Here is a 26995-nt window from a genome sequence, read left to right on the forward strand (position 1 = left end):
CCTGAACCGTCTCGCCGTTCGTTTGAGACGTAGTGGTTGGGAATTCCAGCGGATTCGAGTCGTATTTGAGCAGGCTGAGTCGCTGGCACCGCGTCGTTCCCGTACTCGGGGTGGCCGTTCTGCTCGGCGCGATCTGGAAATCGATTCACACACTGAGCAGTAGCGGCATCCTCCTGGAGGCAATGATCGATTTCGTTCTGATCGGCTCGCTCGGAGCCGTCCTCCTGTACGTCTGGGTCTGGTTACCCGAGAGCGGAATCTCGCCCAGGTTCTATCCCCGCATCGTGACGCGAGCCATCGGTGGCGTCGCCGTCATGGCCGTCGTGCTCGCCTTGCGCGTGCTCCATCCCGGCGTCACCGTCGACTTCTCGTTCGGGACGCAGGCGGTCCTGGTTGCGATCGGCACGATGGCGGGACTGGGGATCGGCGTCTACGAAGCCCGGACGCTCATCCAGGCCGAAATCCTCGAGGCGCGAAACGAGGAGTTGAAACGGACCGAGGAGCGCCTCGAGGAGGCGGTCGGCGACCTGGAAGACTCGAACGACCGGCTCGAACAGTTCGCGTACGCGGCCTCGCACGACTTGCAGGAACCGCTCCGCATGGTGACGAGCTATCTGCGACTCATCGAGAATCGGTACGGCGACGAGCTCGACGACGATTGCACGGAGTTCATCGAGTTCGCCGTCGACGGCGCCGATCGGATGCGCGCGATGATCGACGGACTGCTCGACTATTCGCGGGTCGAAACCCAGGGCGACCCCTTCGAGACCGTCGATCTCGACGCCGTGCTCGACGACGTCCTCACCGATCTCCAGTTCAAGATCGACGAGACCGACACCGAGATCTCGCGAGAGCCGTTGCCCGCCGTCGACGGAGACAGGCGGCAGTTCCAGCAGCTCTTCCAGAATCTGGTGAGCAACGCGATCGATTACAGCGGCGACGAGCCCCCGCGGATACACGTGTCGGCGACGCCGGAGGGAGACGACGTGACGATCGCCGTTCGCGACGAGGGGGTCGGCATCGACGCCGACGACACCGACCGTATCTTCGATATCTTCCAGCGTCTGCACTCGAGCGAGGAACAGGCCGGATCGGGGCTCGGATTGGCGCTGTGCAAGCGGATCGTCGAGCGCCACGACGGTGAAATCGACGTCGAATCTGAACCCGGGGTCGGATCGACGTTCGCCGTCACGCTGCCGCTCCGTACCGACCCGCCGGCTCCGGCCGAGCGTCGTCGCTCGGCCCGGCCGACCGAGACGTGACGATTGAGCGGCGGGGCGGAGCGACCGTTCGCGCGGCTACCGATCCTCGGCGACCGCGCTGCCGATCCCGTCGACCGGCCGATCGGGGGTGAACTCCTCGATCTCGTCGGGCAGGCCGAGCTGGTACCGGGTGCCGTTCTCCCGGACCGAGGTCCGACCGCGGTGGACCGAGACGTCGCCGTTCAGGTGGAGCTGGACGGCCTCGAGCAAGGCGTCGGCCTCCAGGGGCTGTCCGCGGCGTTTCATTTCGGGTAGGTCGGCGTCGTCGGGCACGTCGAACGCGCGCTGAGTGATGATCGGTCCCTGATCGAGGTCGGTCGTCACGTAGTGGGCGGTGACGCCCGCGACCCGAACCCCTTCCTCGACGGCCTGTCGGTAGGCCTCCGCGCCGGGGAACGCCGGCAGCAGGGACGGGTGGACGTTGATGATGCGGTCCTCGTAGCGGAAGACGACGTTCGGGCTGAGGATGCGCATGTACCGCGCGAGTACGATCAGGTCGACGTCGTACTCCGCGAGGAGCTCGAGGAGCCGCTCTTCGTTTTGCTGGCCCCCCTCGTCGCCGATGTCGTGAAACGGGACGTCGTAGTGTTCGGCCAGCGGCTGGAGGTCGTCGTGGTTGCCGATGACCACCCCGATGTCCGCGCCGAGTTCGTCGTTGGCCCAGGCCTCGAACAGCGCCTCGAGGCAGTGGCTCTCCTTCGTGACGAGGACGGCGATCTGCTGGGTCTCGCGGTCGGCGGGGAACCGAACTTGGACGTCCAGCCCGAGGTCGTCGCCGAGGTCGTTGAGGTCCTCGCGAAGGGTCTCCTCCGTGCAGACCATCTCGGAGGTGTCGACGGCGAGATACATCCGGAAGACGCCGTCGCGGACCGCCTGATCGAGGTCCTCGATATTGATCCCGCGCTCGAACAGGAGGCTGGTCACGTTGGCGACCAGCCCGGTGTCGTCGTCTCCGATCACCGTGATTTCCGTCACGTCGGTCGTCACCGCTGCCACCTCCGCTCGAGCGAATATCGATTCATCACGACGGAGTGCAGTCTATCGGCGGCTAAAAGTCCTGCTTTCCGGAGAGACGCGTGAGAGTCGCCCGCACTGCTTTCATTGTGTGCCAAATTCATGCGCAAATTTGTGCTCCGAACGCAATGAAGGTGGCGATTACTTCGATTTCGGCTCGGAAATCGATCGGCGGTCGTCCGCGGGAGGCGTATGACGGACGCTCGTGATCGACCACCCGCCCGTCCCGGAGACGCCTTTATTTTGTCCTACAATTGCATGTAATGTGTCTGACAGGGTTTTATACGCCGGACTGTGGTACGAGCGTTCAGTCACGCAGCGTGACAGTCGCCAGCCGATAGGTGAACACAATGACGGCAACTCACGACGACCACGGCCGATCACGAATCGACCGCGAACGGAAGACCGCGTTCGTCTCACACGACTGGGCGGGCACGGACTCGCTGACGAACACGATCGTCTCGACGGTCGCGGAACTCTCCGGTCGCGACCCGACCGACGTCGACCGACTCTACGACCGAATCGATCCCGAAAGCCTCGACGCCCTCTTCGCGCCGACGAGGGACACCGTAGCCCGAAACACCGGGCAGGTATCGTTTCGGCTCGACGGCTATACGATCACCGTCCACGCGACGGGAGACATCGTCGTCGCACCGGCACCGTGATCGGCCGGCAGCGGGTAGCCGGCTCGAAACCGCTGCGTGGACGGTCCCCCTGCTATAGGTGTCCACGAACGTGCATTACGGAGCCGATGCGAAAGCGTTTTTGAGCACGGTTACGGGGTAACAGGTAATGACCGCCTACACCGCGACGGTGACGGTTCGACTCAAGCGGGGCGTCCTGGACCCCGAGGCCGAGACCACGAAACAGGCCCTCGAGCGGCTGGGCTTCGAGCTCGAGGACCTGCGATCGGCCGACCGGTTCGAGGTCGACCTCGAGGCAGACTCCGCGGACGGCGCACGCGAGCGCGCCGACGAGATGGCCGAACGCCTGCTGGCGAACCCGACCATCCACGACTACGACGTGGAGGTCGCGGAACGGTAGATGACGGTCTCTCTCACACCGATCGAAACCGTCGGTCCCAACGCTGCGAGGTGGCGACTGTGACGGTTTCGATCGTCCGGTTCGGCGGGTCGAACTGCGACCGCGACGCCGAACGCGCCCTGACACACCTCGGCATCGACGCCGAGATCGTCTGGCACGAGGACGGGCTTCCGGACGACGCCACGGGCGTCGTCCTCCCCGGCGGGTTCTCTTACGGGGATTACCTTCGCGCGGGAGCGATGGCGGCCCGCTCGCCGATCATGACCGAGGTCCGCGACGCCGCGGCCGACGGCGTCCCCGTGCTCGGCGTCTGTAACGGCGCTCAGGTCGGCTGCGAGTCGGGGCTGACCGAGGGCGCGTTCACGACCAACGAGAGCGCGCGCTTCCAGTGCGAGCACGTCTCCCTGCGCGTCGAGCGCGACGACACGCCTTGGACCGCTCACTACGACGAGGGTGAGGTCATCGAGGTCCCGATCGCACACGGCGAAGGTCGCTACGAGATCGACGACGACCGGCTGGCCGAACTCGAGGACGACGGCCGCGTCCTCTTTCGGTACTGCGACGAACACGGCGAGACGAGCCCGGACGCGAACCCGAACGGCTCCAAGCACAACGTCGCCGGCGTCCTCGGCGATCGCGAGTCCGTCGCGGTGTTGATGCCTCACCCCGAACGCGCGACCTTGCCCGACATCGGCCCGACGGACGGACAGGGGATTCTCCGCGGCTTCGAGTCGGAAGAAACCGGCGTCTAACCCCATATACGGCTTTTATTCGAGTCGGATTCCCGAAAAACGTGGGCGACTCAGTTCGTGAGTCGAGTCGAAGAGTAATGGTGCCGGGACTCCTCGTCACCGACTGAATACAGGGGATGGGCACGAATATCGGACCGATAACCCGGATCGTCGCGGTCGATTCCGGATCGGGAGGGGCCGTCGAACGCGTTCTCGATGGGACGGACACCACCGTCGACGTCGTCGAGACGGCCGGCGCGTGTCTCGAGACGCTCTCGAGCGGCGACTGCGTCGTGATCGGAGACACGCGATCCGACACGGATCCCGTCGAATGCTGTCGAGCGATCCGGGACCGCGGCGTCGAGAGTCCGATCGTCGTCTACCCCGCGGACGGCAGCGAAGCGCTTGCGGGTGCGGTCGTCGCCGCGGGGGCCGACGGCTACGTTCCCCGCTGGGAGGGCGCCGAAACGCTGACGAAGCGACTGCGCGAGCTGACCGCCGACCGCTCGTCCGATGACCGCACGTCCGCCGACCGAGCCGCGGACACACCCGCAACCGGCCCGTCGGTTACCGACGCGACACGTCCGGAATCGACGGCCGATCCGACGGACCGCCTCGAGTCGTTCGTCGACGAGTTGCCGCTCGCGGTCGTCGAGTGGACCCTCGAGTACGAGATCCGGGACTGGAATGCGGCGGCGACCGAGCTGTTCGGGTACACCGCCGACGAGGCGATCGGCGGCTCCGCCTTCGAGCTGATCGTTCCCGAACACGACCGCGACACCGTTCTCCAGTGGCGAGACCGGATCGTCGACGGCGGCTCCGTCTGCTGGGTCAATCCGAACGTCTGCAAGGACGGCACGACGATCACCTGCGAGTGGGTGAACACGCCGCTCGTCGACGACGACGGCGACGTCGTCAGCGTCCTCTCGTTCGTCCGGGACGTCACCGACGAGCACACGCGGGCGAGCGCGCTCGAAGCGCTTCAGGAGACGACCCAGGAACTACTGCGAGCCGAGTCGGCCGACGAGATCGCGGACATCGTGATGACGGCGACCGAGGACGTACTGGATCAGTCCCTCGCCGGGATCCGGCTCTACGACGAGGACAGCGAGACGCTCGAGCTCGCGAGTACCACGACGACGTTCGACGAACACACCGACGAGATCCCGTCGGTCGGCCCGGGAAACACAATCTTCTGGGAGGCCTACGCGGATCAGATGCCGACCATCGTGGAGAACGTCTCGATGGAGCGCATCCCGTACGACGTCGAGACCGAAATCGGGAGCGTACTCTTCCAGCCGCTGGGCGGTCACGGGCTGTTTACCGTCGCAGCGTCGGGCGACGAGACCTTCGGCGACGCCGAAATCCACCTGCTCCACGTCCTCGCGTCGACCGCCGAAGCGGCGCTCGATCGGGCGGCGCGCGAGCGCGAACTCGAGCGGACGGAGGCCGTCGTCGAGGCGGTCGGCGACTGCGTCTACCAGCTCGATCGCGAGGGCCGATTCGTCACCGTCAACGACACCACGATGGGAGATGTCGACTACGATCGCGACGAGCTTCTCGGCGAGCACGTCTCGATGCTTCTCACGGACGAGAGTCTCGAGCGCGGGCAGCGACGGATTCAGGCGCTCGTCGACGACGACGAGCGACGGGTCGCGACCTACGAGGTGACGCTCACGGGACCCGACGGCGAACGGACGCCGGGCGAGGTCAACATGGCGCTGTTGCGGTCCGACGGCGAGATCGAGGGGACCGTCGGGATCGCCCGCGACATCAGCGACCGAAAACGGATGGAGCGAAAGCTCGTCGACAGGAAGGCGAAGATCGAAGCCCTTCACGAGGTCGCCTCCCGACTCGACGACTGTACGACCCGCGAGGAAGTCTACGAGGAAACCGTCGAAGCCGCCGAAGACGTGCTCAATTTCGACGTCTGTTGCGTCGACAGGATCCGCGGAGAGTACCTCGTCAAACAGGCCATTTCGTCCACGCTCGATACGGACTTCGATGAAGAGATGCCGATCGACGACGGGATCGCCGGCAAGACCTACCGTACGCGACAGCCGTACCGAGTCGACGACATCGCTGACGACGACGACGCGGCACCGAAAGTCGACGGACTCAGATCGGTACTGAGCGTTCCGATCGGCGATCGCGGCGTGTTCCAGGCCGTCTCCACGGAGCCGGCGGCGTTTACGCCGGCCGACACCGACCTGGCGGAGCTGCTGCTCTCCCACGTCACCGACGCGCTCGATCGGATCGAGTTCGAAGAGCGCCTGCGAACCGAACGCGACCGGTTCGTGGCGCTGTTCGAGAACGTCCCCGACGCCGTCGTCAGCGTCAGTCGGCTCGAGGACGGTCCCATCACCGAGGACGTCAACCCCGCGTTCGAACGGATCTTCGGGTTCGACGAGGCGGAGGTCGTCGGCGAACCGCTCGACGACTTCATCGTGCCGCCCGACAGAACGACCGAGGCCGAGACGCTCAACCGTCGGGGCAGTCGCGGCGAAATCGGCGAGGCGGAGGTCAAACGGCAAACGGCGGACGGGTTGCGCGATTTCAGACTTCGGGTCGTCCCGATAGAGACGGACGGCTCGTCGGACCGCGCCTTCGGGCTCTACACCGACATCACTGCACAGAAACAGCGACAGAAGCGCCTCGAGATCCTCAACCGCGTCCTGCGCCACGACCTGCGGAACGGGATGAACATCATCGACGGCTGTGCGGAGCTGCTCGCGGACACCGTCGACGACGACGGACGGGAGTACGTCGAAACCATTCGGGGCCGAACGAACGAACTCATCGGTCTCGCGGAAAAGACGCGCGCCGTCGAGCGGGTCCTCGACCGCGAGGGGGTCGCGGCAGGCCCGATCGACCTCTCCGACGCCATCGAACGGGCGATCTCCCGCCTCGAGACCGCTCACCCCGACGTCGACGTCACCGCCTCGCTCCCGGACCGACGCTTCGCCCGGGCCGACGAGTACCTCCAGATGGCCCTCTTCCAGGTGCTCGAGAACGCCGTCGAACACAACGACCGGGCGCGACCGACCATCGACGTCACGCTGCGTGACGGTCCCGACGACGACTCACTGACGATCGCGATCGCCGACGACGGACCCGGAATGCCCGACGAGGAGCGGGAACTGCTCGAGGGCGACCGCGAGATCACGCAGCTCCGCCACGCGAGCGGGCTCGGCCTCTGGCTCGTCAACTGGGTCGTCACCCAGGCGGGCGGCCACCTGTCGTTCAGCGACAACGAGCCCCGCGGCACCGTCGTCACGCTCGAGGTCCCCCGCGCCGACGCGGAGTCGATCGGATCGACCTCGGACGAACCGGCGACGAGCGATTAGAGCGGTCTCCTCAGCGCCCCCATTCGTAGAACCACCAGCTCGCACCGAGCAGCATGAGCCCCGCCCCCAGCGCGGAGGTCGCGGGCTCCGGAAAGACGAACAGGAGGAATCCGACGAGGATCACCGCCGCGGGCTCGAGTTCGTTCCAGTACTCGGAGTAGGACGGGAGTCCCATGTCGCCCGTTACCGCGACGGCAGTGAAGTACGTACGCCCGGCACTCACAGCGTGACGCTACCGGGTCAGCGGCTGGTTGAAACTCCGCTCGCGCTCGACGACCGTCTCCCAGGTCAGTTCGCACTCGCAGGAGACTTGCTCGAAGACCGTCGGATCCTGTCGCAGGTCGAAGTCCTTGATCGCCTTCTGGACGCGGTCGTCACACTCCTGGCAGTTGTGCGGCCCGCGATCGGAGCCGTGGCCGACCGGATCCGAGACGACGATGGCGTCGACGGCCGCCGTTTCCTCGAGGACGTGTGCCACCGACCAGAGCCACGGGGGGCGGTAGCCGTCCTCGAAGTAGAGGTCGTCGACCATCGTGTAGCGCTGGACGTTGCAGGGGTTCATCGAGACGGTGTGACAGCCGTCGACGTCGGCGCAGCGCTCGACCGACGAGATCATGTCGTCGACGGCTTCGGACTCGGTGAGGAACGGCGGCTTCATCAGGAGATAGGCCTTGATGCCGGCTTCGACGTCCGCATCCGCCTCGTCGTCAGCTGTGGCGGCTTCCGCGCAGGCGTCCTCGAAGTCCGCGAAGTCGAAGTACTTGTTCACGCAGTCGTGGCGCACGCGGTCGGTCGCGGTCTCGAGGCCGATCGCGACGTCCGTGTCGATGCCGTGTCGGGTGAAGTCGCCGATCTTCTCGCGGTCGACGAAGTCGGGCAGGGACTCGACGACGATCCGGTCGCGGTCGGCGAAGGTGTCGGCGATCGCCCGACGGGATTCCGCGCCGACCTCGCGCTCGTCGAGGAACGAGCCGGAGGTGTAGATCTTGATGAGGTCGGCGGGTTCCTCGGCGTTGTCGGCCTCGTGTGCGAGACAGACGTCGATCTGGTCCATCAGGGCCTCGTGGGTCACGGAGCCGCCGTCGACGCTCTCGGCGACGTAGCCACACATCGTACAGCCGCCGGCGCGAGCCCACCGGCAGCCGCCGGTGTTGAGGATGATCGTCAGACTCGACTTGACGCCGTCGGGGGTGTTGTCCTCGTCGAGCCAGACGCGCGTGGGCTCGTGGGGGTCGTAGCTGGCCTCCTTGCGCGAGCGGATCTCCCGCATCGCCTGGTTGTGGGCGTCCATGCCCTTGCCCTGCTCGTAGACTTCGGGCGTGGGTTTACTCATTAGCGGACGAAAGCGGCCCAGAGCGTAAAGCGCCTTCGTCTCCCTCACCTCGACGACTATCCGGGCGAAAACCGTCACGACTTACGTTCGACGCTCCAACGAAGGGCCAATGCGCGAGTCTTTCGAAGTCCGGGACACCGATGCCGGCGGCCGCATCGGGGAGCTCACCATCCCCCGGGCGGACACCACCGTCGAAACCCCGGCGTTGCTACCCGTTATCAACCCGAACCTGGATACGATCAGCCCTCGCCGACTCGCCGACGAGTTCGGCGCGGAGATCCTCATCACGAACTCTTACATCATCCACGGCGACGACGATCTCCGGGAACGAGCCCTCGAGGACGGCCTGCACGAGCTGCTGGATTTCCCGGGTGCGATCATGACCGACTCCGGGTCGTTCCAGCTCTCGGAGTACGGCGAGATCGACGTCACGACGGAAGAGATCCTCGCGTTCCAGCGCGAGATCGGCTCCGACATCGCCACGCCCGTCGATATTCCGACGCCGCCGGACGTCTCTCACGAACGCGCCGAGAGCGACCTCGAGACCACGCAGGAGCGACTCGAGATCGCCGAGAACGCCGAGACCGGAGAGATGCTGGTCAGCGCGCCCGTTCAGGGGTCGACCTACCCGGACCTCCGGGAGCGGGCCGGCCGCCACGCCGACGGGACCGACCTCGACGTCTTCCCCGTCGGCGCGGTCGTCCCGCTGATGAACGACTACCGGTACGACGACATGATCGACGTCGTCGCCGCCGCCAAACGCGGGCTGGGAGCCGACGCGCCGGTCCATCTCTTCGGTGCCGGTCACCCCATGATGTTCGCGCTCGCGGTCGCGATGGGCTGTGATCTCTTCGATTCGGCGGCCTACGCGCTGTACGCGCGCGACGACCGCTATCTGACGGTTCGGGGGACTCGCTCCCTCGACGACCTCGATTACCTCCCCTGTTCCTGTGCCGTCTGTACCGAGCACTCGCCCGACGAGCTCCGTGCGCTCCCCGACGGCGAGCGCGAGTCCGAACTCGCCGCGCACAACCTCCACGTCACCTTCGCCGAGATCCGCCGGATCAAACAGGCGATCCGCGCGGGCAACCTGCTCGAGCTCGTCGAGCAACGCGCCCGCGCGCACCCGACGATGCTCGACGGCTACCGCACGCTGCTCGATCACGCCGCCCAACTCGAGCGCTCGGATCCCGTCTCGAAGGGGTCGTTCTTCTACACCTCCCACGAGAGCGCTCGCCGGCCCGAAGTCGTCCGCCATCACCGGCGCCTCGAGCGGCTGTCCGTCCCCGACTCCCTGCTGCTCACCGAGGGCAACGAGCCTCGAAACGGGGAGTTCGACGACTCCTGGCGGATCGAACCGCCCTTCGGCCCCTTCCCGCGGGCGCTCTCGAAGAGCTACCCGCTCACTGCGGAAGTTCCCGAGCGGACGGACCGGGGGGCGCTCGAGGCCGCAGCAGACGGCGTGGCCCGCCTCGCGGAGGCGAATCCGGAGACGGCGTTGACGCTCGCTCACCGGGGTTGGCCCGCCGATATCCTCGAGTGCCTCCCCGACGACGTGGCGCTCGTCGATCTCGCTGCGGAGTGACGGCCTCGCCGGTCGGCCCGCCGATCTGAACCGTCGAGTCGGGACCGGAACACCGAAGAACCACGCGGCGTCGGATTGGAGTATGCTCGGCCCAGCGCTCGTCGGCGTCGGCGTCCTCGTCGCTCTCGTGATCGGAACGTGGCTGTTCAAACGCGTTCGCGGCGGCTCCGCGGACGAACGGCAATCGCGCGAACGCCACAACGAGGCCCAGGAGCGAGAGCCGCCGGTAGAGATCGGCGATATCGAGGAGATCGCGATCACCGAGTTCACCGACCACCACTCGGGCGAGCGACAGGCCGTCGGCAAGGTCGAGGGATTCGTTCTCTTCGTCGAGGACGTCCCGGACGCCTGCGAGACGACGGACGTGATTCGGGTCAAGGTCCTCTCGTTCAACCGCGGCCACACCTCCGCGACGGCGACCTTCCTCGAGCGGGCGTAGCTCGAGTTTCCGGATCGGTTTTCCGGGCGCGCGATCGTTTCGGAAACGGCTCCCCCCGCACGCGACCGGCCAGCGGTGAGTGTCGACGTCGTGTCGGAACTGAGCGAGCGCCCCGCCCGCGCGTCGGGCGGCCGCTATCGACAACCTCTTTCGCCCGCCGCGGCCATATCGAGTATGACCGACTACTTCGAAGTACACGAGCGCGACGGGGCCGCGCGCGTGGGCGAACTCCGCCTCTCCTCGCCGGTGACGACGCCCGCGCTCGTCGACGACGTCCTCGAGGACGCGGGCTCGCTCTGGAGCGCCGATCGGGACCTCCCCGCCGGCGACGACTCACGGCTCACCGTCCTCCCCCACCGGGCGTTCCCCGGGGGAACCGCCGAGGAAGTTCAGGAGTCGTTCGCCGTCGACGCCCCCGACGTCGAGTATCCCAGCGTCGCGGTCGTCTCGAGCGAGAGCGTCGAGAACCAGGGGACGGACGCCTACGCCGTCTCGAACGTCCAGTCCGTGATGGGGCACGGGGCGGCGCTGGTCGAGGCCGTCGTGAACGTGCGCGAGGCGATTCCGGCCGACACCGCCCTGCTGTTCTCCGGCGTCGCCACGCCGCGGAACGTCGCCCTGCTGGCCTACGCCGGCGTCGACCTGTTCGACGAGACCGCGGCCGTCGTGAAGGGTACCGAAGGGCGCTATCTCACGACCGACGAGGCGTACTTCCTCGAGGACTTAGAGGAATTACCCTGTTCGTGCCCCGCCTGCCAGCAGCCCCGCGAGGAGTTCACTCGCGAGGACTGCGCCGAGCACAATGTCAACGCCCTCGCGTCCGAACTGGCGATCGTCCGCCGACGGATCCGCGACGGTCGCCTCCGCGATTACGTCGAAGGTCAGGCCCGCCACGACCAGTGGCTCACCGCCGCCATGCGCGAACTCGATTCGCAGTGGGGGTATCTCGAGGAACGGACGCCGATTCTCCGCGACGCCCGGATCGACGCCGCGACCGCGGACACGCTCCGCCGGGTCGAGATCCAGCGCTTCGCCGACCGGGTGACGACGCGGTATCGCAACCGGTTCCAGAACCCGCTCGTGCTCGTCCCCTGTTCGGCCGCCAAGCCCTACAGCGAGTCCCAGAGCCACCGCCAGTTCCACGACGCCATCCAGTGGCGCGCCCACCTCGTCTCCATGACGAGTCCCATCGGCGTCGTCCCGCAGGAACTCGAGACGACCTACCCCGCCCAGCACTACGACACCGTCGTCACGGGCCGATGGTCGGAAGACGAGAAACGGTTCGTCAGTACGGTCCTGCAACGGTACCTCGAGCGCAACGACTATCCGGAGATCATCGCCCACGTTCCCGACGAGGGCTACCGCGACATCGTCGAGCGCGTCGAGGCGGCCCTCGATCTGGATATCACGTACACCGTCGACGAACACCCGACCGACGACGAGTCGCTCGCGAACCTCTCGAGTGCGCTGTCGGGCGAGCTGAAGTACTCCAAACGCGAACGCGAACACAACACCGTCCGCGCGATCGCTGACTACCTGCTGGGCGACGGTGCCGGCGACGAACTCTTCGACGACATCCAGACGACCAGCCGCTATCCCAAGATCCAGGTGCGCGACCCCGAGGACACCCAGCTCGCCACGATGGTCCCTCAGTACGGGACGCTGTCCTTTACGCTCGCGGGCGCGCGCCGCTGGCTCGAGAGCGACGCCCCGACGAAGCGCGTCGAGATCGACGGCTTCGTCCCCCACGGCAGCGTGCTCGCGCCGGGCGTGGTCGACGCCGACGAGGACATCCGCGTCGGCGACGAGGTGGTCGTCGAGGGGCCGAAGGCGTTCGCCGTCGGCCGCGCCGAGATGTTCGGTCGGGAGATGGCCGAGAGCACGCGCGGGATCGCCTGCGAGATTCGCCACGTCGACGAGAAATAAGTCGCCCCGATGCCGGCGGGGGCTACCGGTCGGCCGTATCGCGTCGGGCGTCGGACGGATCGAGGACGGTCGTTCGACAGGACGGACATCGATCGCCGTTCACGAATCCGTTGACGGACCGCCCGCACTCGGGACACTGCCAGATTCTCGTATAGAGCGCACCCATCACTGTCTCGTCGTGATTCCGACGAGTCGGAAAGGTCTTTTCCCGTTTCTCGAGTCGAGAAACCGACCGAAACGGAGCGTGTGCAGTGGTGGGGAGCGCTGCTACGGTCGACAGCACAGTCCCGCATTCGGGGTGTCGGGCCGCTCGGTCACTCGAGTTCAGTGGCGGCCGCTCTCCCGAGTTCGCGGGGGCCGGGCTCGAATCCGACGAATAGTATCACCGACCCGGACATTCCTTGAGCAAGTGTTCGTGATAGACGGCCGCCGGAACACGCGCGCCACAGAGCTCACAGTCGCGGTGGTCGTCGCTCTCTTCCGTCACGACTGGCCCTGCCACCCCGACCGAAATAACGGCCCCGACTCGCCGGTCGTTTCGTGTCGCTTCGCTCTTCGCATTCGTCCCCGTACCCGGCCGAAAACGTCGGTTCGTCCCGATTTCGGACCCGTCCGCGCCCGCGAGTTACTGTCAAACCGTATATTTGTATTATATACTGAGACGACGTATGTAGTATCGGTGAGTTCGATGAGTACTACTTCCACAGACGGTGTACACGCCGAGGGCTACGCCCTCGAGAACGAATGGCGACCGCTCGCGATCGCGGGCGGAATCGTCGGGCTACTCGGGCTGCTAGCGATGACCGCGCCGGCGGTCACCGGACTGTCGGTATCGCTCGCGCTGGGACTGCTCCTCGTCGCGGGCGGAATCGTCCACGGCGTGCACGCGTTCACCGCGCGCGGCTGGCGCGGGTCGGTCTGGCAGATGGCACTCGCGGCCGTCTCGGTGCTCGCCGGACTGGCCGTCCTCGCGGCACCCGCCGTCGCGCTCGTCACGTTGACGCTGGCGCTCGTGGCCTACCTGGTCGTCGACGGGCTCGCCGAACTCGCGACGGCGATGCGAATGCCCGGGTCGGCCGCCCGAACGTCGGTCGCCGTCAGCGGCGTCATCGCGATCGCCCTCGCCGGACTCCTCTGGGTCGGCTTTCCGGCGACCGCGGCCTGGGCGATCGGCCTTCTGGTCGGCGCGAACCTGCTCGTGACCGGTCTCTCGATGGTGGCCGTCGCCATGGCCGCCCGACCGATCGGCGACGCGACGCCGCCCGCGACCGAACCCCGCGGCGCGTGATCTCGAGCTCGACCTCGCCGATCGAGCCAAGGGAATCGACTGGCCGCAACTATTTTAATGATTTAGGCTTGCCTAAAACGTATGGACGACGATCTGCCACGGGATTACAGCCCGGCGCGGTCGCCCGTCGCTTCGTCGCTCGCCTCCCGGTGCGAGACGCGTCAGGAGGACCGCCAGCGAGTCGGTCACGACCACCGCGCTCGAGGCGCATGACGGACGCCTCCCAGTACCTGCTCGTCTGCTATCTCGCCGCGGAAGACGGGGCGGAATCGGTCTCCCCGGGATACGTCGCGGACGAGCTCGATCGATCGCCGGCGGTCGCGACGGAGACCCTTCAGCGACTCGCGGAAGAGGGGTATCTCACCTACGAACCCTACGACGGGGCGACGCTCACGGCGTCCGGACGGGAGACGGCCGCCGAGCTCTACGAGAGCTACGCGGTCCTGGCGACCTTCTTTCGCGACATCCTCGAACTCGAGGATCCGGAGCGGGAGGCGATGGCGCTCGCGGGGAGCGTCAGCACCCTCGTCACCGAGCGGGTCGCCGACACGCTCCTCGAGACCGAGGACGCCGACTCCGTCGACGTCCCGGCCCGACAGTCGACGACCGAGAACCGCTGAGCTAGTTGCGATCTTCGAAAACCGTCCGAAAGCGGGACTCGAGAGGAGGGTCGAACGTCCGTTAGTTCGTCGCCGACTCGAGGACGAGCGTGTCGTCTTCGAGGTAGTGCTCGACGTGGTGGGTGTGTTCCTCGATGGTCTCGAGTTGCTCGCGGAGCATCTGGGCGGTCGCGTGATCGCCCAGTCCCTGCGCGAGTTCGATGTGTTCCCGGTAGCTCTCGATGATGTCGCCCATCATCTCGAGGTCGTTCGCGAGCGAGGTTCGGATGTCGTAGACGTCCTCGTCTTCGGGCTCGACGGTCGCGTGCTCGGCGAGCGTCGTCATGCTCGCGTGGGGAACGCCGCCGAGGGCCTGCAGTCGTTCGGCGACCTCGTCGGCCGCCGCCTCGACGTCCTCGTAGACCTCCTGGAGGAAGACGTGGACGTCCAGGAACTCCGCGCCTTCGACGTTCCAGTGGTGCTTGTGGAGCTGGTGGTAGAGGACGTACGCGTCCGCGAGGTCCCTGTTCAGGGCCTCGACGATCTGTTCCGCCTTCTCGGGCTCGAGTCGCAGCGCGTTCTCCTCGACGGTACCGGCTTCCTGTTGGACGGTCTTCTGCGTGTTCATCACAGTAGCTAGATTGGCGTCCACCCGCATATAAGTTTTCAATTCGATTATATTTTTTCGTGTGACCTAAAACTCGTTCGCGGTCGGGTCGACCGCTGCGGACTCATCGAACGAGCGCCCGCGACGCGGTTTCGTACTGAATCGAACGGCTATTCACCGTTCGATTCCGAGCGGTCGATATGGATCTCTCGATCGTCGATCTCGCTCCCGTGCCGGCGGGCGGGAGCGCGACCGAAGCGTACGAGAACACGGTCGAACTCGCGCAACTGGCCGACGAGCTCGGCTACTCGCGGTTCTGGGCGGCCGAACACCACGGGATGGCCGACTCGATCGCGAGCACGACCCCGGAAGTCATGATCGCGCGCCTCGCGGCCGAAACCGACGAGATACGGGTCGGCTCCGGGACGGTCCTTCTCAATCACTACCGCCCGTTCAAAGTCGCGGAGACGTTCAGCTCCCTCGACGCGCTGGCTCCGGGCCGCGTCGACCTCGGCCTCGGTCGGGCGACCGGCATTCCGGCCGCGGATCGGGCGCTGGGAACCGAACGGCAGAAGTCAGATCCGGATGCAGACCACGCCGAGAAGATCGAGGCCACCGTGAATCACCTCTACGACGGGTTCCCGGACGACCACGCCTACGCCGACCTCCGGCTCCCCCGCTCCGAGGACGACGTTCCGGAAGTGTGGGTCCTCGGCTCGAGCCCCTCGAGCGCGGCAGTCGCGGGCGAGTTAGGACTTCGCTACTGTTTCGCCGGGTTCATCCGGCCGACCCTCGCCGAGCGCGCGTTCGAGACCTATCGCGACAATTTCGACCCGTCGCCCCTCGGCGCTGGCCCGGACGAACCGACCGGCATGCTCGCCATGAACGTCGCCTGCGCCGACACCGACGACGACGCGGCCAGGCTGCGAGCGACCGCCGAAGCGTCCTACGAGCGGATGCGACGCGGCGTCGTCGGCTCGCCGCCGTCCGTCGAGGCGGCGATCGAAGAACTCGGCGGCGTCCCGGATCCGACGCCGAACCCCCTTCCCGACGGCGAGTGGCCCCGTTCGATTTCGGGGAGCCCCCAGACGGTGGCCGAGCTGCTCGAGCAACTCACCGACCGGGTCGGCGTCGACGACGTTATCGTCCAGAACATCATCGCCGACCACGACGACGTGCTCCGCTCTCACGAACTGCTCGCGGACGGCGTCGGGCTCTGAAAAGCGACCCGATTACTCCTCGAGTACGGCGGTGAAGAACTTCCGCTCGGCCGTCCGGAGGTGCTGGTTGAACGTCGCCGGCGCGATCCCGAGGCGTTCGGCGATCTCCTCGCCGGTACTCCCCCGCGGCCAGTCGAAGTAGCCCGCGAAGTAGGCCGTCTCGATCGCCGCTCGCTGTTTCTCGGTCAGTTCCTCCTCGAGGACGGAGGGCACGGACGAGCCGGTGCGCTCGCTGCGTTCGGTGGTCCGCTGTGCGAGGTACGTGACGTCGTCGCGCCGGGTGTTGATGAGTTCGATCATCCGGCGGGTGTCCCGGCCCCGCGGGAGCTCGACGACGAATCGAAACTCCCCATCGGTGATCGTCGCCGACGCGACGTGGCCGCCGTGGGTCGCGATCGTCTCGAACAACGAGACGGCCGCCGGAGCGACGAGTTCGAATTCGAGTTCGTCCCGTCTGACCGAGAGGAAGCGAACGTCGTCGATGCCGTCGGTCCGGTCGATGGCGTCGGCAAACGTTTCCTGCGAGACGTCGCGTGCGGTGCCGTAGGCGAGCAACACCTCGTCGCCGCCGACCAGCTGCTCGAACTCGATCGTACACGATTCGGTCGTCGTGAGCTCGACCAGCGGTTCGGCCATCTCGTCGATGCGGAACTCGAGTTCGACGACGGCGTCGCTGACCAGCGCGTCCTTGCGTTCGATCGCCGTGACCGCGTGCGCGATGACCTCCCCGATCCGAGCGAGGACGCCGGTTTCCGGCCCGTCGAACGCCCGGGACGACGACGAGTAGACGTTCAACACGCCGTAGACGAGGTCCTCGTAGACGATCGGGATCGCCGCCGAGGAGTGGTAGCCTCTGGCACGCGCCTGTTCACGCCACGGCTCGAATTCGGGGTTCGTCTGGATCTCGTTCATGACCTGGATCTGTCCGGTCCGGATCGCCGTTCCCGACGGCCCCTGTCCGGCCTCGTCGTCCCCGTCGGCCGTGACGTCGATCTCGTCGAGGTACCCCTCTTCGACGCCGGCCGCCGCCTTCGGGACGACGCGATCGCTCCCCGGGTTGACCTCGCCGATCCACGCGAACCGGTAGGCGTCGGACGCGGCGAGGCGATCGCAGACCTGCTGTTCGAGATCCGCACGCGTTTCGCTCGTGATCACCGCGTGGGTGATATCGTGAACGATCCGGTTGAGTCGGTTGAGCGTCTCGAGGTATTCGCGTTGCTGGCGGCGCTCTCGCTCCTGTTTGGCGCGCTCGATCGCGTGGTGGATCGTCCGGATCAGCAGTTCGCTCGTCACCTCGTCTTTGACGAGGAAGTCCTGTGCACCGCGCTGGATCGCCTCGACGCCGACCTGCTGGTCGCGGACCCCGGTCAGGACGACGATCGGCGTTTCCGCGGCCGCCTCGTGAACCGCCTCGAGGGTATTAACGCCCTCGCTGTCGGGGAGGTTCAGATCGAGGAGAACGATATCGGTCGGCTCGGAGTCGATCACGTCGATCCCGTCCTCGAGGCGAGTTTCGCGGGAGATCTCCGGCGTCTGCCCCGTCGCTTCACCGGGATGGACTCGCTGCGCGAGCTCTTCGGTGTCCCGGAGCATCTCCTGAATCAGGCGGGCGTCACCCGGGTTGTCCTCGATGAGGAGGATCTGGAGCGCTTCGGCGGCTGCCACCTCCCCGTCGCCGGTCTGCGTGTCCGATTCGCTCATACGTTATCCGCCTCCGGCGGCAGTCGCACGACCGAGAACCAGAACTTCTCGAAGGCGCGAACGGTCTCGATGAACTCGTCGGGATCGACCGGCTTCGTGAGGTAGGCGTTCGCGTGAAGGTCGTACGACGTGACGACGTCTTCCTCCGCCCGCGAGCTCGTCAACACGATCACCGGAATCGATCGCAGCGACGGATCGGCCTTCAGTTCCTCGAGGACGTCCTGGCCGTCCTTGCCCGGCAGGTTGAGGTCCAGCAAGACGAGATCCGGCCGCGGGACGTCGGCGTACTCCCCCTGCTGGGAGAGAAAGGCCAGCGCCTCGGTGCCGTTGGAGACGACGTGGAGGTCGTTCTCGATCCGCCCCGCTTTGAACGCCTCCCTGGTCAGGCGAACGTCGCCGGGGTTGTCCTCGACGAGCAGAATCTGTGCCGGCTCGGCCCGGAAACTGTTTTGGTCGTTCATTGATCGGTAAACCCATATCGGCAGGAGCCGCTTCCGAGCGACTCGACGAAACTCCGCTCGAGTTCCGCGATGGCCTCCGGATACCGGATACGAGAGCCGCAGGGACGTATCGATAACTCGACGGCAGTCATAGTACGATTATAGAATCGGTCGATCGGTGTAAAGGTAGCGCTCAATTCGCTGATGAAACTAACTCTCAGACCAACGTAACGGTCGTGACGAGGTGAACGAGCGCACGGCGATCACTCGACGAACGTCGAGAGCCGAACCGTCCGTCCGTCGCGAAGCGAGCGCCGGATCCGGCGCTCGTCCCAGCCGAGCGGTGACACGACGCTCTCGCACGCCCGGACGAGCAGCGTCGCGTAGTAGTCGGCGTCGTACGTTCGCGGCTCCTCGAGGCCGAGCCGAACGCGTTCGGGGCCTCGAGCGTCGTCGTCGGTGACGACGTAGTCGACGGACTGGCCGGGATGGCGGTCGATCCCGCGGCGCTCGTATCGCCGGAGCGCCGCCGTGGTATGGGTCCGCTGGCCGTAGTCGGCGAGCCGTTTCGAGACGCGGTTCGTGATCTCGAGATCGGCCGGCTCGACCGCCCCCTCGCGAAGCTCGGTCAGTCGGCGACCGAGCGCGTCACAGACCGCTTCGGGGTCGCGCTCGCGGTCCAGCGCCTCGACGAACGCGCGCTGGCTGTCCGCGATGAACGCCGGCGTGCTCCGCTGGCGCAGCTCGATCCCGCGGAACTTGTACTCGCCGCCCGTCCGCTTGCCGAAGTACTTCGTGAGTGCGCCCGCCGATGGGACCGCACTTCCCGGCGTATCGCCGCCGTCGGCGGATCCGACGGAATCGCGCAGCGGGACGAAACAGACCCACTCGTAGCTGCCGTCGTGCTCGAGGGGAATGCCCACGGTATCGGACACCTCGCCGATCACGTCCGACAGGGGGTCGGGATCGTCGACCCGCGGCGTGACCCACAGGCTGTCGACGATTCCGTGGACGATCCGCCAGCCCGCGTCCTCGAGGCGGCGTTTCGCCGTCAGCGCGATCTCCCGAGCGTAGGCGTTAATCGCCTCGTGGCACTCGATCCGGCCGAACTTGGCGTTTCGATAGCCCTGATAGCCGAAACAGGAGACGAGCACCCACTTGATCGCGCCCGACTCGGCGCGGAGCCGAGCGGCTTCCTCCTCGGGGAGATCGCCCTCGAGCCGCTGCTTGATCCCGGCCCGTTCCGAAATGAGGGGCTCGAGGACGGCGGGAAGGAAAGCGTCGACCCCGCAGACGTCGTACTCGAGTTCCGGAACGCGGTGGCCATCGCCGTCGGCAGCGGACAGGTCGCTGTCGCCGACCCTGCAGTCACAGCCGACCGTCTCCGGACTCACGTCGCGTTCGCAGATGATCCGCGGGTACAGCGAGGCGAAGTCGATCTCGTGGACGTCCTCGTGGAACCCGACCTCGGGTGCGAACGTGAACCCGCCCCGATCGGCCGCGTGCAACGTCTCGACGTCGCTGAAGCGTTCGGGCTCCCACTTGTTCCACGGCGCGAGCACGCCCCGCTCCCGGCGGGCCAGCCGAATCTGTCGCGACGTCAGCAGCGTGCCGATGCTCCCCCACGCGGCCTCCTGTAGCGGCCGGCCGGTCCGCTCGACCATGTACCGAATCCCCGCCAGTCCCGACTGGTGCCAGAGGAAGCTGTTCGACGCGTCGATGATCGCCCGCCCCGGAACCCGATACCGCGACGGCGAGTGGCCCACCCGCCCGTAGCTCGCGTACGTGTTCTCGCTCGCCAGCCGGGTCCATCCGGGTTTCCGACCGAGATGAAAGCTCTCGAGCCCCAGCGCTTCCGCCCGTCGCTCGAGCAGCGGGACGAGATCGGCGTGGCTCACGACGAGGACGTCCGGGTCCCGGCGCTCGAGACGATGGTCGAGCGTCCGGAGCGTCCGCTGTTCGTCGCCGTCGACGGGCTCACCGCTCAGCTCCAGCGCCGAGAGGTCGCCGTCGGCCAGCGCGGCGTCGTCGAGCGCGAGCCGAAGCGTTCGCAGGTCGCGGTCCGGCGTGGGATCGAGCCCGCGGTCGAGGCAGTACCGGAACCCCGGCGCGAGGTCCACGTCGAACAGGCGGAACGTTCCCGGAGCCTGCGTCTCGCGCCCGTGGACGCCCCGGATTTCCCGGGCCAGCGTCCGGACCTCGCCGACGCGCTCGAGGTCGGCGCGCAGGACCCGACTCCGCTCGCCCGCGTGGGCCTCGTGGAGGCTCGTCGCCCACCGCTCGCGGGCCGTCGCGGCGACTTTCGGATCGGACGCGAGGCGCTCGCTCAGGTCCGCCAGCGCGTCGTCCGGCCCGGCGACGAACAGCGACGGCGTGTACTCCGTCACGGTCGCGGACTCGGCACCGCTCTCGGTCAGCCGCCACTGTCGGACGGTTCCGTCCTCGAACTCGAACGTATAGGGACTCATGGCGACTGATCCGCTTCGTTTCCGTCGGTCTTCCTGGCCTCGAGTTCCGTCCGCAGCCGCCGCAGTTCGACCTCGTGAGCGAGCAGGAGCGAGAGCAACAGGGCCCGTTCGGGCGCCGGCGGGTTGGCGTACCCCGCCGCGTCGGCGAACTCGCGCGCCCGATCGAACAGCCGATCGAAATCCGACTGATACTCCCGGCGCAGCGCCCGCCGCATCGGCTCCCAGTCGGACTCGATCCGCCGGAGGGCGTCGCGGTAGGTCGGATTCGTTCGACCCATCAGCCGCTCACCTCGAGCAGGCCCCGATCGTGCGCGGCGACGACGGGGTCGACCGCGTCGACGGCCCCGCAGCGCTCGACCCAGTAGGGGATCGTCGTCTGCCACTGGCTGCCGTGCCAGTACCCCGCGGTCGCGACCGCCGCATCGGCTTCCTCGTCCGCCGGCTCGAGTCGGAGCCCTTCGCGCGTCCGAACGCAGTCGATCTCGATGTCGGCGTACTCGGAAAGCAGCCCGGAGCCGGTCGCAGCGTCGTCGGCGCCGCCGGCGCGCGTCACGAGGACGGGACAGTCGAGCACCCGTCCCAGTTCCGAGAGCGTCTCGAGACTCGCGGCCAGCAGGTCCTCGCGCTCCCACGCCGCGAGGTCGTCGTCCCGGTAGAGAGCCGCGACGTTGGGCGCGACGAGGAGACTCGTCGACGGCTCGGCCCGCCGAGCGACGGTCCGAACCAGCGAGTGGTGCTGGTACGCGGTGAACGCTCGCGCGATCCGCAGATCCTCGAGTATGCGCGGGCTCGGGGCACGGTCGTACAGTGCGTGGGTCGAGGCCGCCGATCGCGCGTCGATCCAGTAGGCCGATCCGTCTCCCCGCTCGCCGTCGGCCAGCCGGTCACAGACCAGCCGGTGGACGATCCCCGACCGCGGCGACGGGACGTTCAACAGCGTGACCCCGGACTCGAGTTCGAACTGGTGCATACACGAGGCCTCGAGCCAGCGGGGCATAAGCGACGGACGCCGGGTTCCGACAGTTCCGAAAGTCGCTCGAGCGCTGAAATCAGCGCTAAGACCGCTTTTTCCGGGAAAATCCGCGTTTCCGATACCGATTCCGAAACCTCGAACCCTGTCACTCCGCCGGTCGTATTCGAATCCGGATTCCGTCCGGATCCGCGAGTTCGATGCCGCCGTCGATCGCGGTGACCGACCCGTCACCGTCGTCGAGGCGCTCCCGGATCGCATCGACTGGATCTCCGTCCGGAACGAGGAATTCGACCCACGCGAGCCCCAGTCCCTCGCCCGGCGTCGACCGCTGGTTCCACGTGTTCACCCCGACGTGGTGGTGATAGCCGCCCGCCGCGAAAAAGCACGCACCGGGTGCAAAGGACATCGACACGTCGAATCCCAGCCGCTCCGCGTAGAACGACCGGGCCGCCTCGAGCGAGGACACCTCGAGATGGATATGACCGAGCGTCGTTCCGTCGGGTACCAGTTGCGAACCGTTCGAGCCCGCCCCGTCGTCGGCTGCAGCCGCGAGCGCCTCGAGATCGAGCGGCGCGCCGGCCGCGCGAACGGAGCCGTCCTCCGTGCGCGGCCACGCGTCTCGGGGTCGATCGCGGTAGATCTCGACGCCGTTTCCCTCCGGATCGGTACAGTACAGCGCCTCGCTGACGCCGTGATCGGACGCGCCGTCGAGCGTCCACCCCTCGCGAACGCGCTCGAGTGCAGCCCCCAGCGCCACGCGGGAGGGGACCCTGAACGCGTTGTGGTAGAGCCCGGTCTCCCGCTCGTCGCGCGGCTCGGCGGCCGGGTCCTCGAGCAACACGAGAAGGGCGCGCTCGCCGGCGCCGAGCGTTACCCTCGGCCCGTCTCGATGCTGGACGCGGAGGCCGACGACGTCGCGATAGAAGTCGATCGTCACCGCGGCGTCGGCGACGCGAAGCGCGCTCCGACCGGGGCGAGTCTCGTCCGGGAGCGCTGGAACTGGAGTCATACGTCACCTACGGGCGCGAGCCTCGTAAGTGGCTCTTTCGCCGCCGGTGGATCCGGCGGTGCTCGAGTCGCCCCTACTGCTCGCCGTCGTCCTCGCCCGGCCCGTCGACGAGCCGGTAGGTCCGTCCCCGGCGCTCGCCGACGGCCTCGATCAGGTCGTAGTGAACCATCTTCGTCAGGTAGTTTCGCAGCGTGCGGTGGGTCTTCGGCTCCTCGACGCGCCGCTCGTACTCCGCGTAGAGGTCCCCGGGCTCGATCTCGCCGGCCTCGTCGATCACGTCGTACAGCACCCGCTGGTGTTCGATCAGCCCGTCGATGGTCTTCCGGCGGATCGCCGTCCGCGCGTCCGGGATCGCCGCCTCGAGCGTCTCCGCCGTGATCGACTCCGCCCCCTCCCGATCCGCGCGGCGGGCGGCCGACCGGAGGATGCCGATTCCGACGCGGGCGTCGCCCGACGCGGCGTCGGCGATCGTCCGCAGCTGCGAGTTCCCGACCGACTCCGGCTCGAGCGCCTTCGACGCCCGTTCCGCCAGGATCGCGGTGAGTTCGTCGGTGCCGTAGCGGTCGAACCGGACGCGAGTCCCGGCGTGGAGCCGCGAGCGCACCCGATCGTCGAAGCTCGCGAACAGCTCCACCTCGCGGTTGGCGATCAACACGGGCGAGACGTGGGGCAGCCGATGGAGGTCGTACAGCGCGGCCGTCTCCTCCAACTGGTCGACCTCGTCCAGAATGACGACGATCGGCTGGTCGTCCATCCGGGAGAGCCGGTCGAACAGTTCGTCCTTCGGCGTCGACCGGTGGACGTCGACCGCTCGGTCGACCGCCTCGAGGACGCTGTAGAGCACCCGAAATCGCGTGTACTCCTGCCAGCAGTTGACGTACGCCACCCGGACCGTCGGCTCCTGTTCACACAGCTGGGCGAGCGTGTAGCGAGCGATGCAGGTCTTGCCGACGCCCGTCGGCCCGAACAGGAAGGCTGGATCCGGCCGGCCGCCGTACACCAGCGGCTCGAGGGTCTCCGAGAGGAGGGTCACCTCGTCGTGGCGGTGAACCACCTCGCTGGGCACGAAATCCTCGCGCAGGACGCGGCCGTCGACGATCACATCGGCACCGTTCGGTCTCGATGATATTAAACGACGCCGGGCCGTTTCCGATACTTCCGAAACGTCGCCAGTTCCATATCGCGATATTTAGTTTATCAGCTTCGAATAGACCGTTTCGGCCGGGATACCGGCGGCTGAGCGAGACAACCGATCCGGCACCGAGGGAAGCCGAACAGGGCACTATCGGAACGACAGTCGCTTTCGGAACCGATCGGGCGCGATAGCGCACGAGTCAGACGCAGACCGGAGCTCGATTCGCCTACCGGCGCTCGGTTCGATCGAGCAGCCGGGTTTGCGACGGCAGCCCGTCAGGTTCGACTCGCCCTCGAGCCGGTCGGCGTCGGATCTCGATCGCGGCTATCGACCGCGACCGAATTCGGATCGCTCAGCGCCGTCTCGTCGACCGTCCCTTTGAGCGGGACGGCGATGGCCACCCGCTTGACGAATAGCAACGCCGACAGCGATGTGCCGGCGAAGCGTTCGAGTCGGACCACCGTATCGCAGCGATCGTCTTCCCACGGGTGTTCGCTATTCGGTCATCGAGGTGTTCCCGTCGGGACCTCCCGCTACGATCCGGCCACCGACGGGCGGTCCTCTGAGGCCGAACTGAACGGCGGTTCTAGCGTCTCACTCCCGGGGTTCACGTGTCGGAAACGGTGTTTTACGACACACGTCGCTCGAGGGTCGGGACGGACGTGAACGCCGACCGATACGCGGTGCGAGACGTTGCGTAGACGGGAGCGACACTCGAGCAGCGGTGGTGTCGAAAACCGATCGTCGCTTCACGAGCGGAGGTACGCAGATCGAACTCGAGCGACACCGGCACGAGTAACACTGGTTTTCGACTCACAATCGCAGTACAGGGTCGCCCCACGCTCGCAGTATACTGATCGCCAGGCTTCGCTGGACCCCGGTTTCCGATCCTCGCGATGCGAGTAGCCTGAGACATCCCGACGGTGGTCGAGTCCCACTCACGGCTGTTCGACGTCAGCGTGACGAGATGGAGTCGAGGCTTCGGAGGCGATTCCGGGCGTCCGGAAACCACGTCCGCGGTCCCGGGAGTCGAGATCTCCGTCGGCGCAGCTACTCGGCTGTGCGCGTCTCGTCCCGTTTAGCCGGGGACTAGCGTTTCGTGAATCGTATACTGCTATATCAATTCCGACTCCGGCTCGAGCGAACGCCGACCGGCGGAGAGAACGAAGCTAATGGAAGGTTGACCGGGAAAAACGGCACTGAGGGCGCTATGAGGGTATTCGAGACGGCAGGAAATCAGTCGCTTCGCCACTGCGGATCGCGAGTAGCAGCCGATACGGATCGCATACTAATACCCCAGTCGGTGGCCGAGTCGGTATGCGTACGCACCCAGTCGAGTCGTTCGAGACCGATCTGCAGCGCCGCGTCTACGAATACGTCGAGCGTAACGGGGCCGTCACGCCGGACGAACTGGCGCGATCGATCGAGGTCGACGGCGGTCGCGCCCACTCGAAGCCCGCTCGATCGGGAACGTACACTGAGACGGTCGCGCCCGCGCCCGACGACCTCCGGTCGTGTATCGAGACGCTGCAGACGGAGGGGTACCTGACCGACGTCGACGGCAAACTCCGGATCGCGCTCTCGGCGACGACGACCGACCTCGAGTGCGACGACGGCACCGTCACGATCCGGCCGGCCCACGAGGAAGACCGGGACGGCGTCGTCGAGACGATGCGGACGGTGGCCGACGACGGGACGTACGTCGTCGCCGAGAACGTCGCGACGGAACTCGAGCGCGAGCGGGCACTCGTGCGGGCCAACGAAGAGCGCTCGCGGGTCTTCTTCGTCGCGGAACTCGGCGAGGAACCGGCCGACGCCGAACCGGACGGCGCGGAAACGGGTGACGACGTATCGATGGCGGACCGCGATATCGTCGGCTGGGTCCACGTCGACGCACCGGAACTCTCGTCGCTCCGTCACACGGCCGAGATCACCGTCGGCGTGGACCCCGAATATCGGCGACAGGGCGTCGGCTCGTCGCTGCTCGAGTACGGGTGCGAGTGGGCGACGGACGCGGGCTATCGGAAGCTCTATCAGAACCTGCCGGCGACCAACGAGGCCGCGATCGAGTTCCTCGAAGAGAACGGCTGGCAGCGCGAGGGCGAACACGAGGGCCAGTACTGTCTCGACGGCGAGTTCGTCGACGAGATCATGCTGGCGACGTGGCCCTGATCGAGCGCCGACCGAGAGGCGAAACCCCGTTCTCGCGACAGTCCGTTTCGCTCCGCTCGAACGATCGAATCGGGGGGTCTCCGCCCCGTGAGGGAGTACTACTATGGCGATCGATACTGTGGCAGAGACCATGGAACCGAACCGACTCGCGGAACTCGGGGTGTTAGGCGTCCTCGCGGAGGAGTCCGCCGACAGAGAGCGGGTTCGCGATCGGCTCCAGCACAACGTGGGCCGGTACTGGACCGCGGGCCACGGAGCGCTCGAACCCGCCTTCGAACGACTTCGAGCGGACGAGCACATCGTGGCGGTCTCACCGAGTGGCGACGACGGATCCCATCGCGGAGTGGAATACGCGATCACGGACGGAGGCCGCAATCGACTACGCGAGCTCCTGAAAGAGCCGATACCGGACGACGATATCCCGACGCGGCAGCCGCAGTTCATGCTGAAGCTCGGCTTCCTCCATCACCTCTCGGCCGCCGAGCAAACCGACCAACTCGCGGCGCTCGCCGACCAGTTCGAGCGAGTGCGCGATCGGTGGGTCGATATCAAAACGGGCCACGAAGACGCCGTCCCGGATCCACGCGGCTATCGACGCGAACTCCAGGAGCTCACGATCCGTCTCACCGAGACGTATCTCGAGTGGGTGAACGACCTGCAACGCGACCGATAGCGATACTCTCCAGTAACGTCCGTCGAGCC

General features: G+C 66.9%; 26 protein-coding genes. 14 read left to right on the plus strand and 12 right to left on the minus strand.

The window, feature by feature from the left end:
* Positions 1-74: 74 nt before the first annotated feature.
* On the plus strand, positions 75-1262 hold the full coding sequence (locus NDI89_RS07985; protein WP_425607758.1) for a sensor histidine kinase: 1188 nt from the start codon (positions 75-77) through the stop codon (positions 1260-1262).
* Positions 1263-1298: 36 nt separating this feature from the next.
* Here NDI89_RS07985 and NDI89_RS07990 read toward each other — a convergent pair whose 3' ends face one another.
* Positions 1299-2249: a formyltetrahydrofolate deformylase gene (locus NDI89_RS07990; protein ID WP_277521001.1), complete on the minus strand. Its 951-nt coding sequence runs from the start codon at positions 2247-2249 to the stop codon at positions 1299-1301.
* Positions 2250-2626: 377 nt separating this feature from the next.
* On the opposite strand from NDI89_RS07990, the gene NDI89_RS07995 reads away from it, so the two are divergent.
* The 4 genes from NDI89_RS07995 to NDI89_RS08010 all read left to right on the plus strand — a co-directional run bounded on the left by NDI89_RS07995 (position 2627) and on the right by NDI89_RS08010 (position 7398).
* Positions 2627-2941 carry a HalOD1 output domain-containing protein gene (locus NDI89_RS07995; RefSeq protein ID WP_277521002.1) on the plus strand — a complete coding sequence of 105 codons (315 nt, stop codon included), beginning with the start codon at positions 2627-2629 and terminating at the stop codon, positions 2939-2941.
* Between the two features lie 127 nt (positions 2942-3068).
* Positions 3069-3320: a phosphoribosylformylglycinamidine synthase subunit PurS gene (gene purS, locus NDI89_RS08000; RefSeq protein WP_277521003.1), complete on the plus strand. Its 252-nt coding sequence runs from the start codon at positions 3069-3071 to the stop codon at positions 3318-3320.
* A gap of 59 nt (positions 3321-3379) precedes the next feature.
* Complete coding sequence (gene purQ, locus NDI89_RS08005) at positions 3380-4072, plus strand: phosphoribosylformylglycinamidine synthase I (RefSeq protein WP_277521004.1); 693 nt, start codon at positions 3380-3382, stop codon at positions 4070-4072.
* 116 nt (positions 4073-4188) lie between these two features.
* Positions 4189-7398: a PAS domain S-box protein gene (locus NDI89_RS08010; protein WP_277521005.1), complete on the plus strand. Its 3210-nt coding sequence runs from the start codon at positions 4189-4191 to the stop codon at positions 7396-7398.
* Positions 7399-7408: 10 nt separating this feature from the next.
* On the opposite strand, the gene NDI89_RS08015 is transcribed toward NDI89_RS08010, so the two are convergent.
* Both NDI89_RS08015 and NDI89_RS08020 read right to left on the minus strand, forming a co-directional pair.
* Positions 7409-7621: a hypothetical protein gene (locus tag NDI89_RS08015; protein WP_277521006.1), complete on the minus strand. Its 213-nt coding sequence runs from the start codon at positions 7619-7621 to the stop codon at positions 7409-7411.
* A 9-nt stretch (positions 7622-7630) separates the two neighbouring features.
* Entirely contained in the window at positions 7631-8731 is a 1101-nt protein-coding gene (locus NDI89_RS08020; RefSeq protein WP_277521007.1) for an archaeosine biosynthesis radical SAM protein RaSEA, read from the minus strand.
* Between the two features lie 109 nt (positions 8732-8840).
* On the opposite strand from NDI89_RS08020, the gene tgtA reads away from it, so the two are divergent.
* The 6 genes from tgtA (at position 8841) to NDI89_RS08050 (ending at position 14589) form a co-directional block, all read left to right on the plus strand.
* The gene (gene tgtA, locus NDI89_RS08025; protein ID WP_277521008.1) at positions 8841-10316 is read left to right on the plus strand and encodes a tRNA guanosine(15) transglycosylase TgtA; all 1476 of its coding nucleotides are present in this window, start codon (positions 8841-8843) and stop codon (positions 10314-10316) included.
* Positions 10317-10398: 82 nt separating this feature from the next.
* Positions 10399-10755: a TRAM domain-containing protein gene (locus NDI89_RS08030; RefSeq protein WP_277521009.1), complete on the plus strand. Its 357-nt coding sequence runs from the start codon at positions 10399-10401 to the stop codon at positions 10753-10755.
* Positions 10756-10929: 174 nt separating this feature from the next.
* Positions 10930-12681, plus strand: a complete 1752-nt coding sequence (gene arcS / locus NDI89_RS08035) for an archaeosine synthase subunit alpha (protein ID WP_277521010.1) — start codon at positions 10930-10932, stop codon at positions 12679-12681.
* A 688-nt stretch (positions 12682-13369) separates the two neighbouring features.
* Positions 13370-13969 carry an HdeD family acid-resistance protein gene (locus NDI89_RS08040; protein WP_277521011.1) on the plus strand — a complete coding sequence of 200 codons (600 nt, stop codon included), beginning with the start codon at positions 13370-13372 and terminating at the stop codon, positions 13967-13969.
* 81 nt (positions 13970-14050) lie between these two features.
* The gene (locus tag NDI89_RS08045; protein ID WP_277521012.1) at positions 14051-14182 is read left to right on the plus strand and encodes a hypothetical protein; all 132 of its coding nucleotides are present in this window, start codon (positions 14051-14053) and stop codon (positions 14180-14182) included.
* Entirely contained in the window at positions 14179-14589 is a 411-nt protein-coding gene (locus NDI89_RS08050) for a metal-dependent transcriptional regulator (RefSeq protein ID WP_277521013.1), read from the plus strand. The genes NDI89_RS08045 and NDI89_RS08050 overlap by 4 nt, the downstream gene beginning before the upstream one ends.
* 61 nt (positions 14590-14650) lie before the next feature.
* Here the strand turns inward: NDI89_RS08050 and dpsA are convergent, their stop codons facing one another.
* Positions 14651-15196 carry a DNA starvation/stationary phase protection protein DpsA gene (gene dpsA / locus NDI89_RS08055; protein ID WP_277521014.1) on the minus strand — a complete coding sequence of 182 codons (546 nt, stop codon included), beginning with the start codon at positions 15194-15196 and terminating at the stop codon, positions 14651-14653.
* A gap of 179 nt (positions 15197-15375) precedes the next feature.
* Here dpsA and NDI89_RS08060 point away from each other — a divergent pair, with 179 nt between their 5' ends.
* Positions 15376-16395, plus strand: a complete 1020-nt coding sequence (locus NDI89_RS08060) for an LLM class flavin-dependent oxidoreductase (RefSeq protein ID WP_277521015.1) — start codon at positions 15376-15378, stop codon at positions 16393-16395.
* 12 nt (positions 16396-16407) lie between these two features.
* Here the strand turns inward: NDI89_RS08060 and NDI89_RS08065 are convergent, their stop codons facing one another.
* From NDI89_RS08065 to NDI89_RS08100, 8 genes are all read right to left on the minus strand, one after another.
* Positions 16408-18096, minus strand: a complete 1689-nt coding sequence (locus tag NDI89_RS08065) for a bacterio-opsin activator domain-containing protein (protein ID WP_277521016.1) — start codon at positions 18094-18096, stop codon at positions 16408-16410.
* Positions 18093-18557, minus strand: coding sequence for a response regulator (locus NDI89_RS08070; protein WP_277521017.1), 465 nt, complete (start codon positions 18555-18557; stop codon positions 18093-18095). Before NDI89_RS08070 ends, NDI89_RS08065 begins: the two co-directional genes overlap by 4 nt.
* A gap of 242 nt (positions 18558-18799) precedes the next feature.
* Positions 18800-21004 (minus strand): type B DNA-directed DNA polymerase, encoded by a 2205-nt coding sequence (locus NDI89_RS08075; RefSeq protein ID WP_277521018.1) that lies wholly within the window; start codon positions 21002-21004, stop codon positions 18800-18802.
* Positions 21001-21282, minus strand: coding sequence for a DUF8156 family protein (locus tag NDI89_RS08080; RefSeq protein WP_277521019.1), 282 nt, complete (start codon positions 21280-21282; stop codon positions 21001-21003). The genes NDI89_RS08075 and NDI89_RS08080 overlap by 4 nt, the downstream gene beginning before the upstream one ends.
* Entirely contained in the window at positions 21282-21974 is a 693-nt protein-coding gene (locus NDI89_RS08085) for a RecA family protein (protein ID WP_277521020.1), read from the minus strand. The genes NDI89_RS08080 and NDI89_RS08085 overlap by 1 nt, the downstream gene beginning before the upstream one ends.
* Positions 21975-22122: 148 nt before the next feature.
* Complete coding sequence (locus NDI89_RS08090) at positions 22123-22986, minus strand: VOC family protein (protein ID WP_277521022.1); 864 nt, start codon at positions 22984-22986, stop codon at positions 22123-22125.
* 73 nt (positions 22987-23059) lie between these two features.
* The gene (locus NDI89_RS08095; RefSeq protein ID WP_277521023.1) at positions 23060-24088 is read right to left on the minus strand and encodes a Cdc6/Cdc18 family protein; all 1029 of its coding nucleotides are present in this window, start codon (positions 24086-24088) and stop codon (positions 23060-23062) included.
* Between the two features lie 308 nt (positions 24089-24396).
* Positions 24397-24582, minus strand: coding sequence for a hypothetical protein (locus tag NDI89_RS08100; RefSeq protein WP_277521024.1), 186 nt, complete (start codon positions 24580-24582; stop codon positions 24397-24399).
* Positions 24583-25438: 856 nt separating this feature from the next.
* Between NDI89_RS08100 and NDI89_RS08105 the strand changes: the two genes are divergently transcribed.
* Both NDI89_RS08105 and NDI89_RS08110 read left to right on the plus strand, forming a co-directional pair.
* Positions 25439-26293 (plus strand): GNAT family N-acetyltransferase, encoded by an 855-nt coding sequence (locus NDI89_RS08105; RefSeq protein WP_277521025.1) that lies wholly within the window; start codon positions 25439-25441, stop codon positions 26291-26293.
* 103 nt (positions 26294-26396) lie between these two features.
* The gene (locus tag NDI89_RS08110) at positions 26397-26966 is read left to right on the plus strand and encodes a helix-turn-helix transcriptional regulator (protein WP_277521026.1); all 570 of its coding nucleotides are present in this window, start codon (positions 26397-26399) and stop codon (positions 26964-26966) included.
* The last annotated feature ends 29 nt before the right edge of the window (positions 26967-26995 follow it).

The sequence above is a fragment of the Natrinema salsiterrestre genome (assembly GCF_029502005.1).
GTDB lineage: Archaea > Halobacteriota > Halobacteria > Halobacteriales > Natrialbaceae > Natrinema > Natrinema salsiterrestre.